Origin of the sequence: Sedimenticola hydrogenitrophicus (genome assembly GCF_029017505.1) — a bacterium.
Lineage (GTDB): Bacteria > Pseudomonadota > Gammaproteobacteria > Chromatiales > Chromatiaceae > Sedimenticola > Sedimenticola hydrogenitrophicus_A.
In genome coordinates this window covers 185609-198016 of the sequence record NZ_JAQGEI010000001.1, presented here as the reverse complement: position 1 = coordinate 198016, position 12408 = coordinate 185609, and the positions used below count along the sequence as shown (strand labels likewise).

General features: G+C 64.5%; 10 protein-coding genes. 6 read left to right on the top strand and 4 right to left on the bottom strand.

The features are described from left to right. Position 1: 1 nt before the first annotated feature. Genes phnE through phnF form a run of 4 tightly spaced genes read right to left on the bottom strand, consistent with a single transcriptional unit; the run spans position 2 to position 3257 of the window. Entirely contained in the window at positions 2 to 802 is an 801-nt protein-coding gene (gene phnE / locus O9K64_RS00780; RefSeq protein WP_275096163.1) for a phosphonate ABC transporter, permease protein PhnE, read from the bottom strand. Beyond that, positions 765 to 1544, bottom strand: a complete 780-nt coding sequence (gene phnC / locus O9K64_RS00775; RefSeq protein WP_275096162.1) for a phosphonate ABC transporter ATP-binding protein — start codon at positions 1542 to 1544, stop codon at positions 765 to 767. The genes phnE and phnC overlap by 38 nt, the downstream gene beginning before the upstream one ends. A gap of 60 nt (positions 1545 to 1604) precedes the next feature. Next, entirely contained in the window at positions 1605 to 2474 is an 870-nt protein-coding gene (phnD, locus tag O9K64_RS00770) for a phosphonate ABC transporter substrate-binding protein (RefSeq protein ID WP_275096160.1), read from the bottom strand. Between the two features lie 54 nt (positions 2475 to 2528). Then, positions 2529 to 3257 (bottom strand): phosphonate metabolism transcriptional regulator PhnF, encoded by a 729-nt coding sequence (gene phnF / locus O9K64_RS00765; RefSeq protein WP_275096159.1) that lies wholly within the window; start codon positions 3255 to 3257, stop codon positions 2529 to 2531. A gap of 321 nt (positions 3258 to 3578) precedes the next feature. Here phnF and traU point away from each other — a divergent pair, with 321 nt between their 5' ends. From traU to O9K64_RS00735, 6 genes are read left to right on the top strand one after another with little or no spacing between them, the layout of a single operon-like run. Continuing rightward, on the top strand, positions 3579 to 4583 hold the full coding sequence (gene traU / locus O9K64_RS00760) for a conjugal transfer pilus assembly protein TraU (protein WP_305792973.1): 1005 nt from the start codon (positions 3579 to 3581) through the stop codon (positions 4581 to 4583). Then, complete coding sequence (gene trbC / locus O9K64_RS00755; protein WP_275096158.1) at positions 4568 to 5356, top strand: type-F conjugative transfer system pilin assembly protein TrbC; 789 nt, start codon at positions 4568 to 4570, stop codon at positions 5354 to 5356. The genes traU and trbC overlap by 16 nt, the downstream gene beginning before the upstream one ends. Continuing rightward, positions 5353 to 7323, top strand: coding sequence for a conjugal transfer protein TraN (locus O9K64_RS00750; RefSeq protein ID WP_275096157.1), 1971 nt, complete (start codon positions 5353 to 5355; stop codon positions 7321 to 7323). Before trbC ends, O9K64_RS00750 begins: the two co-directional genes overlap by 4 nt. Continuing rightward, positions 7320 to 8132 carry a type-F conjugative transfer system pilin assembly protein TraF gene (gene traF / locus O9K64_RS00745; protein WP_275096156.1) on the top strand — a complete coding sequence of 271 codons (813 nt, stop codon included), beginning with the start codon at positions 7320 to 7322 and terminating at the stop codon, positions 8130 to 8132. The genes O9K64_RS00750 and traF overlap by 4 nt, the downstream gene beginning before the upstream one ends. Next, on the top strand, positions 8119 to 9525 hold the full coding sequence (locus O9K64_RS00740; RefSeq protein ID WP_275096155.1) for a conjugal transfer protein TraH: 1407 nt from the start codon (positions 8119 to 8121) through the stop codon (positions 9523 to 9525). The genes traF and O9K64_RS00740 overlap by 14 nt, the downstream gene beginning before the upstream one ends. A gap of 10 nt (positions 9526 to 9535) precedes the next feature. Next, on the top strand, positions 9536 to 12400 hold the full coding sequence (locus tag O9K64_RS00735) for a conjugal transfer protein TraG N-terminal domain-containing protein (protein WP_275096154.1): 2865 nt from the start codon (positions 9536 to 9538) through the stop codon (positions 12398 to 12400). Positions 12401 to 12408 lie beyond the last annotated feature (8 nt).

Sequence of the window (12408 nt, the reverse complement as noted above, 5' to 3'; positions counted from 1 at the left end):
GTCAGATCACCTTCCGGCGCAAGCGGTCCGAGGCCCGGTCCAGCAGGGTCACGACGAGGTAGATGGACAGCGCGATCGGCAGCAGCCGGTCATAGTCGAACAGGCGCATCGCCATCACCATGTCGTAACCGATGCCGCCGGCCCCCACCAAGCCGAGGATGGCCGCGGCCCGCAGGTTGTGATCGAGGATATATAAAGTGGTGCCGATGAAATCGGGCATCACCTGCGGCAGGTGGGCAAAGGTGCGCAACTGCAGCCAGCCCGCGCCATGGGCGGCCACGCCCTCCACCGGTCGGCGGTCCACCACCTCGATACTCTCGGCGAAGAACTTGCCCATGAAGCCCACGGTGACGAAGGCGAGCGCCATCACGCCGGGCAGCGGCCCCAGACCGACCGCCGACACGAACACCAGCGCCCACACCAGCTCCGGCAGCGCACGCATGAACGACAACGCCGATCGGCTGGCATGAAAGACTGCCGGATGGGGGCTGGTGTTCTTGGCCGCCAGGAATCCGAACGGCAGACTCAGGACCAGGGCGATGCTGGTGGCGAGGAAGGTCATCTCGATGGTCTCCAGCATCTTCACACCGAGCTCCGGGAGATAATCCCAATCGGGCATTACCAGTAACCTGCCGACAAACTCGATCATTGCCGGTATCGAGCCCGCCAGGCGCACGAAATCGATCTCGGCGCGCGGCGCGGCCCACAGCAGAAGGCCGAACACCAGCGCGACGGTAACGAGCGCCGCCGCGGGTGGCACGCCGTTACGCGTAGGCCAGCACAGATTCAAGCTGCTCGTCATGAACGACTCCCTCACGGTGATAAATGCTCGCCAGGGTTGCCCGGTCGAGTTGCTCCGGCGCGCCGTCGAAGACGACGTTGCCGGCGTTCAGTCCGATAATGCGGTCCGCGAATCGTTTGGCCAGATCCACCTGGTGCAGGTTCACCAGCAGGGTGATGCCGTCACGCCGACAGATTTCCCGCAGCAACTGCATGATCTCCTCGCTGGTCACGGGGTCCAGGCTTGCGACCGGCTCATCGGCCAGGATGACCCTAGGCCGCTGGGCCAGCGCACGGGCGATGCCGACGCGCTGCTGCTGGCCGCCGGAGAGCCGGTCCGCCCGCTCCCAGCTTTTCTCGACCAGGCCCACGCGATCGAGCGCCTCGTGGGCGATATCCATATCCTCGCGCTTGAACAGGTAGAGCACGCTGCCCAGCCAGGAGCGGGTCTTCAGACGCCCCACCAGCACATTGGTCATCACCGACAGGCGATCGACCAGATTGAAATGCTGAAACACCATGCCGACATCGCCGCGCACCGTGCGCAGGTTGGCCGGGGTCACGGCCTCGCCGGCGAGGGCAACGTGCCCTTGCGTCGGTGTTTCCAGCCCGTTGACGAGGCGCAGCAGGGTCGACTTGCCCGCACCCGACGGACCCAGCACGACGGTAAAGCTCCCGGAGGCGATCTCCGCGTTCACGCCCTTGAGGGCGTGAAAGCCGTTGCCGAAGCGTTTCTCCGCCTGGTTGATGGTGATATTGGCCATGACAGTCTCCTTATCAGCGCGGGGCAAAGGTTGCGGCCTCCACCCCGCGCTGCGATCCGGTTATTTGAGTTGATCTTTCTTCAGTCCCAGTTCCTTCACCATGTCGCGCACGACCTGATAGTCCTCGGGACTTGCAGCCACGTAGTGGCTGATCTTGCCGTAGCCCGCCACCTTGATCTCCTTGTGGGCGCTCAGAATGGCCCCCTGAATCTTCAGTTTGAGATCGGACGGGAGGTCGCCGCGATACACCAGCGGCGAGCCCGGCAGCGGGTCCGATTCGGCGATCACGCAGTTGGTCTGTTTGCTGATCAGCCCCTTGTCGAGCATCTTTCCATAGGTGATATCGTTGTCGGCGGCGGCATCGACCGTCTTGTTCTTCACCGCCAGCTCGGCGGCGTCGTGGGAACCGGCATAGGTGAACTTGCCGAAGAAGTCCTGCGGCATTTTTCCGGTCGCCTTCTTCACCATGTAGGTCGGCACCAGTCCGCCAGAGGTCGAAGCGGGATCGACGAAGGCGACACTCTTGCCTTTCATGCCCTCAATCGACTTAATGCCATTGCCGCAAGGGGCGAGGAGGATGCTCTTGTAGGTGGCGCTGCTGCTGCCCTCACGGATGCCGACCGCGAACGGCTCGGCACCGGCCTCCATCTCGGCCAGGTAATAGGACAACGGGCCGAACCAGGCGATGTCGACGCGCTTCTTCTTCATGCCCTCGATGACGCCGGCGTAGTCGGTGGCGGTGAAGACTTTCACCTTCTGGCCGAGCTTGTTTTCGAGGTAGACGCGCATCGGCTCGAAAGTCTTGACCATCTCCTCGTTGTTTTCGGCGGGGATGAGGCCCATGATCAGGTCACGCGCGAGCGCGGCGGAGCTGGCACCGGCGAGCGATGCGGTCAGCAGGGTTGAGATTATGATTTTCTTAACGTACATTGTTGTGGCTCCTGTAAGGTTGATGACGTAAGGATTCAGACAGTTGGCAGACCGTCACGGGTTGATGCGCAGTTGTATCCGGTCGGCGCGGAACCGGGTGATGGCGTACTCGACCGGGGTACCATCCCGATCGTCCACGTTTACACTTTTTACCCGCAACACCGGTCGATTCTGCGGCATGCCCAGCAACCTGGCGTCATCGCCTTGCGGGAGCACCGCCGTTACCAGGCTTTCGGTTCGTTTGAGCTTGCAGCCATAATCCGTGGCCAACAAGGCGTGCAGCGAGCCGCCCTCATAATTCGCCATTACCTCGGGAAAGCGCCCCGCCGGGATGAAGTGCGAGATCACGCATAACGGGCGGTCCTCCGCGGTACGCAGGGTCTCGATCCAGAAAACGGGGTCACCCACTTGAATCCCGAGACGCTCGGCCACGCGCTCGATGGCGGGAAGGTTTTGCTTGCGCAGGATGCGGACGTTCGTCTGGAAACCCAGGGCCGCCAGGGTTTCGGTAAAGCGGGTGCCCCCCTCGATCCGGTATTCGAGCTTGGTTTCCAGCACGTAGACGCCACGGCCGTGGCGGCGCTCCAGCAACCCGAGATCGACCAGTTCATCGATGGCGCGTCTCAGAGTATGGCGGTTCACCCCGAAGCGCGCGGCCAGATCGTTCTCTGACGGGAGGCAATCTCCGGGCGAATACATCTTCGCCAACTCCTGTTCGAGGTGGCGGGCAATCTGTGCGTAGAGTGCTTCGCCCGTATCGCGTGCGACGGTATAGAGACTCATGGCTGGTTGTCTAGATAAGTAAACATGGCCGAGAGCTTACTTACCTATTGTTACAGCCGCGTGTACCTATTGTGATAACCGTGTGAACCACTCGATGATGCGCGTCAGCGCATTTCACATTTTCCAACACACTATGGATTTCACCTGGCCCAACGTCCATAAATCGTTCCCGCTGCTCGCCCCAATACACCGGCACCTCCACTACCGATCAACAGCTCCGAGCCATCGCTTCACACCACCGCGACCACCTCAAAAAATATCTTGCGCGTAAAATAACGTTTTCCCTTTCTCGGATGTCCTGTCAGGTGAACGATAGGCGCCATGAAGCGCCCATCGTTCCATCAGAGCCTATTCGCGGCATGCTTGGCCGTGGCCCTGTCCTGGCTGCCCGCTCCCCAGGCCTCGGCCGCCGAGCCGTGCTACGGCCGTTTCCCCAACCCCTTCACCGATGTGTGCTGGAAGTGCGTGTTCCCGATCAGCATCGGGCCGCTGAAGGTGGACATGGGGATGGAGGATGCCGGGGACAGTGTGCCGCTGATCTGCACCTGCCCGGCGCCGCCGCCGGTGTTTGTCCGGATCGGCTTCGGGGCCGGGTTCTGGGAGCCGGCCCGGGTGGCGGAGGTGGTGCGCACGCCGTTCTGCTCGCCGCTACTGGGGGGTGTCACACTGGGCTCGCTGGCCGCGCCGTCGGGCACCAACGCCAAGACCAGCGATCGGCGGGATGCCTTCTATCACGTCCACTGGTACGTCTACCCGCTGCTGGCCTGGATGAACCTGTTGACGGATCTGGCCTGCGTGACGCCGGAGTCCTTCGACATCCTCTACATCACCGAGGTCGATCCGCTCTGGGAAGATGACGAGCTCGCCTTCCTGATAAACCCCGAGGCGGCGCTGTTCGCCAACCCCATCACCCAGGCTGCCTGTGCCGCCGACTGCGTAGCGGCCACGGTCGGGTTTCCGCTCGATCCGCTGTTCTGGTGCGCCGGCTGCCAGGGCTCCATGTACCCCATCGACGGCAACGTGAAGCATCACGAGGGCGGCGTGGACAGCTCGCTGCTGCTGGTACAGCGCATGGCCGCCAAGTTGCACCGCCAGTTCATCGCCCGGGATACATCCAGCCGCGGCGCCATGTGCATGCCCCTGCCGCTGCCGATCCTGCGCAAGACCCAATACAAGACCCAGATGCTCTACCCCGTGCCCTTCACCCTCAACGCGCAGCCCTTCGGCCGGGTCACCATCCCCTGGGGCGCGGGGCGGGAGTTTCCGGTGCGCGGCGAGGACTGGGCCTATCTGATCTGGAGGAAGAAGGCATGCTGCGCATTCTGAGGACCGGAACACTTACCGCCCTGTGCCTGGCGGCCGCGCCGCTCATGGCGGTGGAGCCCAACGCCGGCGATCTGGACACGGCGAGCACCCATTCGGCGGACGCCGTGGAACGGGCCAGCCGACTAAGCCGGGATGCTAATTTCACCGATAAGCTCGAGCGTGAAGCCGAACGCGCCCTGTCGGCCGCCGGACGGGCCAGCCCCGATCGCACTCCCGATCTCAGCGTGCCCGAGATCGACGACCAGGCACTGGCCAGGGCGCGAAAGGACATCGAGGCACTGCTGGCCGATCCCCGGCTGGCCGTACCCAATGCATCGGCATCCGAGGACAGCGACCCGCATCCGCTGATCTTCATCTCCTTCTCGCTGCCGGAGGATTCCCTCCGCGCGCTGCTGGCGGAGGCGGGACGAACAGGCTCGCCGCTGGTGCTACGTGGACTGGTGGACAACTCCATGCAGCGCACCACGGCGCGACTCGGCGAGCTGCTGGGACCGCAGAACGGCCGTGAAGCATCCGCCGAATCCACCCCCTCCCTGGCCATCGATCCCACCCTGTTCGAGCGTTTCGACGTGGACAAGGTCCCGGCCTTCGTCCTGCCGCAGGACACCATCGCCCCCTGTACGCCGGAGGGCTGCCCCGTACCCGAGCATCTGAAAGTGGCCGGTGACGTCAGCCTCGCCTACGCCCTGGGCGTCATGGCGCGGGAGGCTGGCGGCACGATCCTGGGCGACCGGGCCGAGCAGTGGCGGCAACGGCTGGAGGTGCGGCCATGAGTGGAATGCGTATCCCGCTCCTGTTCGCTCTCACGCTCGCGGCGACGCCGGTCTCAGCGGATCTCACCCGAGATCAGGCCCTGCAGCTCGGCAAGGATTTCGGCAACACGGCCAATACTGGCGTGTCCGATGCGGCCGCCAACCCCGACCTGACCGTCGTACCCGACTACCAGGGCACCAACGTCCCGGAAACCCAGTACTACGGCTCCGGCCTCGGCATCGAGGACGCCGCACGCCAGAACCTGCCGAACAGTGAGGTCGGCACCTTCGTCCAGGACAGCGCCTTGAGCCGCCCGCGTTTCACCATCGAACGCAACGATCCCATCGTCCAGCGCGGCGACACCATAAGTGCCGATCCGGAGGCCGTGCTCGGACAACAGCTCAGCGGTCAGTACAGCGGCTGCCAGGAGGTGACGACCACCACCGCGCCAGCGACCTTTTCGGAGGAGATTTGCACCGAGTGGGGCATGGAGGAGGAACTGGCCTGCCAGAAGACCCTCAACCTCGCCTGCAACCGGCCCATCGAGTGCGACGCCGGCGGCATCAGCCTGGATACGGTGCAGAGCGACATGCGCTGGACCTACAGCTACCCCTACCTGACCATCGGCACCATCAGCGACAACTACTGGAGCGGCTATTGCGCCGTCTTCGACCGCAGCACCACCTTCACCATCGAAGACATCGGCAAGATCCAGGACTTCACCCTCATCCAGGCGGGCTTCGACGACTGGATTCGCGTGGCGGTCAATGGCACGCTGGTCTATGTCGGACCCTACGGCGGCGACCGGTTGGAGGTGGACCTCTACGACCCGTGGGGCGACGGCTCCACGTTCTTCAAGCGGGTGCAGTACGGACCCACCAGCTACGGCGGCTGCGAACTGAGCACGAGCTGGAACAAGTCGCTCAACGTCGACATCAAGCCCTACCTGCGCACCGGCCTCAACACCATCGACATGCGGGTGATCGTCGCCGGCGGCGGCGAGGGCTGGATGAAGTTCAAGGCCACCCAGTACTGCGACTGCGACTGGACCGAAACCTGGGAGAGCACCTGCGGGGCACTGGAGCAGCAGGCGCAGGCCGGTATGTGCGTGCAGCAGTCACAGACCTGTGTGGAACCGGCCGAGACGCGCCTCATCGACGGCATCGAGGTCTACCGCGACTGCTGGCGCTACGACCTCTCCTACCGCTGCGCCACCGGCGAAACCCGCGAGGAACCCTACTGCCAGGAGCTGCGCGAGCGCGGGTGCAGCCAGGTCAACTCCACCTGCGTGGATACCCTGCCGGACGGCAGCTGCTACGAGTACCAGCAGACCTACCGTTGCCCCCAGGGCGAGGCGGCCTCCCAGACGGTGATGGACTGCGGCGGCCAGACCTTCTGTCTCGACGGCAACTGCTTCGACGCCGGCTACGAGCCCAACCAGGACTTCGCCCTCGCCGCAAGTCACCTGGGCGAGCTGGAGGCCGCGGCCAACGATTTCGATACCGACAACATGGAGGTCTTCAAGGGCCAGGACCTGCGCTGCAAGAAGACCGTGCTCGGCTTTTCCAACTGCTGCAAGGACAGCGGCTGGGGTCTCGACCTGTCGCTCGCTCAGTGTTCCGAGCAGGAAATCATCCTCGGCCAGAAGCGCGAGGCCGGGCAGTGCCACTACATCGGTTCCTATTGCAGTATCAAATCCTTCTTCGGCTGCCTGGCGCGCAAGAACACCTACTGCTGTTTCAACTCCAAGCTCGGCCGCATCATCCAGGAGCAGGGCCACGCCCAGCTCGGCATCGGCTGGGGATCAGCGAAGAACCCCGAGTGCCGTGGCTTCACGCCGCAGGAGCTGACCAGCATCGATTTTGCGAACATCGATTTCACCGAGTTCTACGCCGATGCCTTCGCCGCCGCCGATAGCGCCGACCGGCCTTCGGACAACCAGATGCAGCAGATCATCGAGCAAGGTATCAAGAGGTTGCTGCCATGAGGCGTTGGGTCGTTCTGTTGGGATTCCTCGCCGTGAGCAATGCGCAGGCCGGCCCAGAAAATCCGCAGGTCTACTACGAGCGCCACGGGGAGGGCTGGTTCTGGTACCAGGATCCCGAACCGGAACCGGAGCCCGCAAAGCCAGAGGCGCCGCCACCGGCGCCCTTCGACCCCGTCGCAGCGCTGGCCGTCTTCCAGAAGGAGATCGAAGTCGCCAAGGCCCGCGCGATCCTGGAGCCCACCGACGAGAACCTGAAGGCCTACCTGCGCCTGAACCAGCTCGCCATGAACCGCGCGGGCGACTTTGCTCAAGCTTGGCAGCGCGCCGTGTGGACCACCCCTGCCCTCGACACCCGCCTCACCAATCCGGTCAACGATCAGGCGGTGCAGGTATTCAACGACGCGAAGCTCCGCCTGGTCGACGACTTTCTCGTCAAGACCGCGCGGAGCCATGGGCTGTTTTTCTTCTTCAAGGGCTCCTGCCCGTTCTGCCACAAGCTTTCGCCCATTCTGAAGGCCTTCGCCGAGGCCTACGGTTTTCACGTCATCCCCGTCAGCCTGGACGGCGGCACGCTGCCCGACTTCCCGAACCCCCGCGGCAGCACGGAGGTGGCGGTCAAGCTCGAGGTGGACACGGTGCCCGCCCTGTTCCTGGTGAACCCGCGTGACCGGGCCATCCATCCCGTCGCCTTCGGCTACGTGAGCTGGAGCGAGCTGCGCGAGCGCATCTACACCCTGTTGAACGACCGGCCACCGAATCCGCTGATGCAGGCACAGATTTCAGGAGACCCGATTGATGCGAACGAGTAGACCACGTGCACTTGTCTTTGGTTTGTGTCTCGGCGTGACGGCCTTTAGCGCCTGCGCCGACATCGCCACGGACATGGACAGCTTCTTCAACGATCTCAACTTCAGCAACGTCACCCGGCCCGGCGTCTACGAAGGGCAGAGCGCGGGCTACTTCACCGGCGGCGGCGTGTTCATGCGCGTGCCGCAGCGCAACTACACCCTCTACTCGGTGCAGTGGCCGCGCTTTCGCGCCGGCTGCGGCGGCATCGACTTTTTCAGCGGCGGTTTCTCCTTCATCAACGCCCAGGAGTTCGTGGCCATGCTGCAGAACATCGGCTCGGTGGCCGTGAGCCAGGCCTTCATGCTGGCGCTGCGCACCATCAGCCCGCAGATCGCCTCCACCATGGAGCAGATCCAGACCTGGGCGCAGAAGTACGGGCTCAACAGCATCAACAGCTGCGAGGCGGGCTCCGCCCTGGTGGGCGGTGCGCTCAAGACCTTCGGCATGTCCAAGCAGGCTTGCATCATGGAGCGGGTCAACAGCCGGGGGGAGGCCTGGTCCGAGGCGGAGGTCGCCTGCACCACCGGCGGCGAGCGCATGAGCACCCTCCAAAACAGCCAGATGAAGAAGCTGATGGTGACCGAGGGCAACCTCGCCTGGCGGGCCATGATGCGCAACCCCTTTTACACCCACGACAAGGACCTCGCCCAGGTGATGATGAACCTCTCGGGCACGGTGATCATGCGGGTGGACAACCCCGGCAGTGAGGACAGCACCACGACCTACCAGGTGATCCCGTCGATCCTGGCGGACAACACCGGACAGGGCCTGCTGAGGGTGCTGCTCGAGGGCGGCAGCGCCACCGTCAAGGCCTGCTCCAACGGCACCGCCGACGAATTCGCCTGCACCGAGATGAACGGCACACAGACCATCGCCATCAATCAGGGGCTGATCGAGAAGGTACGCGCCATCCTCGACGGCATCGTGCTGAACATCCAGAACGACACCCACCTGGACGCCGTCCAACAGGGTCTGCTCGCCTCCACCTCACTGCCGGTGCACAAGTACCTGACCGTGGGCGTGGCCTACATCCCCGGCGCGCTGCAACCGGAGATCGAGGGCTACGCCATGCTCATCGCCAAGGACATCCTCTACACCTACCTGAACGATCTGCTCGGCAAGCTGGTCGCCTCGGTGCGCGCCCTGGAGAACAAGGAGGACGACAAGATCAAGGACTTCCTCGACGGCGTGATCAAGGCCCGGCGCGAGATCCGCAGCTACAAGGACGACGTGCGCCGCGGCTTCGACGAGTCGCTGGTGTTCACCCAGCGGGTGCGCGAGTATGAGAAGGCCCTGGTCGGCAAGCTCTCGCCGGGCATGTTCCGCAGCCTGGTGTGGGCCTCGGCGCAGTAACCCGGTACGCATGAACTGGGAGATCTTCACCTACGGCGGCGGCGAGTTCCTGCGCCTGGTGTTCAACGGCGTGGCCGCCATCACCGGCAACGGCGGTTACATCACCGCGCTCAAGATGACCGCCATCATCGGCCTGCTGTGGGTGCTGATCGAGGGCGCCTTCAAACACCGCTCGATGAACCTGCAATGGCTGTTCGGCGTCATCCTCGTCTACAACGCCTTCATGGTGCCGAAGGTGGACGTGATCATCACCGACCGCATCGACGCCACCCAATCGTCGGTGGTCTCCAACGTGCCGCTGGGACTGGGCGCAGTGGCGGGCACCGCGAGCCTGGTGGGCGACTGGCTGACCCGCGCCTACGAGACGGTGTTCAGCCTGCCGGGCGATATGCAGTACCAGCAGAACGGCATGCTGTTCGGCCAGTACCTGGTGGAGGCCTCCACCCGCTTCGAGATCACCGACAGCCGGCTGGCCGCCAACTTCAGCGAGTTCTGGCAATCGTGCGTGTTCTACGACATCCTGCTCGGGCTCTACACCTGGGACGACCTGTTCGCCGCGCCGGACCTGTGGGCCTTCATCCGCGCCAACACCTCGGTGTCGCGCAGCTTCGCCTACCGCGATGCGGCCAACAACCGGCTCATCCTGGGCTGCCGTGACGGCGCCGGCAACCAGCTCAACACCGATCTCACCGCCGACGTCGACCAGGCCCGACGGTACTACGGCGAGAAGCTGGTGAAGGCCCCCACGGCCGCGGCCGCGGTGGCCAAGTTCGCCGCCGCCATGCCGGTCTCGTACCAGTACCTCACGGGTTTGAGCGTCAGCGCCGAAGAGATCATCCGCCAGAACGCCCTGTCCAACGCCCTGCATCGGGGCCTGAGCCAGTTCGCCTCCAGCGCCGGCGCACCGGCCGCCGCTCAGGACTTCGCCCTGGCCCGCGCCGAGCAGGAACGACGCACCACCTACGCGGCGCTGGGCGAGATGGCGGCGCGCACCCTGCCAATCCTGCGCAACCTGTTCGAGGCCTTCATCTATGCCGTGTTCCCCATCGCCTTCCTGCTCGCCATGCTGCCCAGCGTGGCGAAGGTGGCGCTCACCTACCTGAAGAGCCTGGTCTGGATCCAGCTATGGGCGCCGCTCTACGCCGTGCTGCACTTCGCCATGAGCCTCTACAGCCAGTACCCGGCCGCCAGCAGCCTGTTGCTGCCCGACGGCAGCACCGCGCTGTCATTGGCCAACTACACCGGCCTCGGCCAGGTCATGAGCGACACCGCCCTCATCGCCGGTTACCTGAGCCTCTCCATCCCGATGATCTCCTATCTGGTGGTCAACCAGGGCGGCGCCATGATGGCGAGCCTCGCCAGCCGCGTCGCCCAGAGTTACGAGGCACCCGTGAGCCGGGCCGCCGACGAGGCCTCCACCGGCAACATCAGCCTCGGCAACACCAGCATCGGCAACGCCGGCTGGTGGCAGCAGAACCAGAGCCCGAGCTGGCAGGCGGGTGTCTCCACCATGGGTAACCCGGCCACTGGCGCGATGTACACGACCACGCCGGAAGGCCGGTATGTCGACGTGCCCCAGTCCAACCTGCCGTTCTCCGCCAACATCGGCGACGCCGTGAAATCCTCGGTCCAGACCCAGGCCACCGCCTCGCTGCAGGCCGCGCAGACCCAGGTGGCCGACTACGCGAACCAGGTGTCCGCCAACTACAGCAACATGGAACGCTTCACGGGCCAGACCGCCGCGGAGACTGGTGTGAACCTGGACTGGAATCGGTCCGACATGGCCGCGTTCCGCCGCGAGTTCGGCGAAACCCAGCGCCTCGCCGACGAGTTTGGCAAGAACCGTGGCTACAGCGCGAGTCAGGCTGCCGAGATGCTCGGACTGGCCTCGCTGGCCGCCCAGAATCCGAAGCTGCTCGATCTGGTGAGCCCTGTAGCGCTGAGGGGTGAGCTGCGACTGGCCGGCAAGAGTGACGCCCAGATCAAGGAGGACTGGCAGGATGCACTGCGTTACGCCGAGGGCACCCAGTACGGCAAACAATGGCAGGCCGCCATCGACGCTGGCCACACCGCAGCCGCCGGCGTCCACCAACGGACCGGCGACAGCCTGGCGCAAGAGCTGTCCGGTGGCCTACAGCAGCAGATCGGTCACCGCCACGCCACCACCGCCACCCTGCAGGACGCCGCCGCCTGGCAGGAGGCACAGTCCAGGGTGGAAGAACAAGGCTTCGCCTTCAGTGCCGATGTCGCCATGCAGGTGCGCGACCACATGATCGGCGCCGACAAAGGCGTCTTTTCCCGTCCCGGCAGCCTCGACCCGAGCTGGGCAGAGCAGGAGGTGGACACCCTATTCGCCCGCGCGGCGGCGGGAGACACCACGGCCATGCGGGCCATCTCCCATTACGCGGAGGAGTACGGCCGGAACGAGGGGCTGGAACTGGCCGGGTTGCGTGACGCGCCGACCAAGGACGACGTATTCAGGAAAGGCGACACATACATGGCCTCGGTATCCAACAAAGAAACCGAACCGGGTGGAATTCGGGACCGGGCGGCCAATTTCCAGGGCGCCGCCCGGCACGCGGCCGATCACGCCGGCATCCCGACCGACAGTCAGGTCCGCCAGGGATTCGCCGCCATCCAGAAGGAAGCGGAAGAAGAGCGGGCCAGCAGTGGCAACATGATCGATCGAGGGGAACGCGATGTTCGGGCATCCAGCAGCGCCGTGAAGGCCGAGGCTGAAGGACGTACGGACCCGGATAACCAGACACTCCTGGGAGATGCGATCAAGAACGGTGCCGAGCAGGCACTACCCAGCAAGAAGCAGCTGGGTCAGTTGAAAGACCGGTTCTTCGGCGATGAAGAGAAGGACGACTGAAGTCCAGT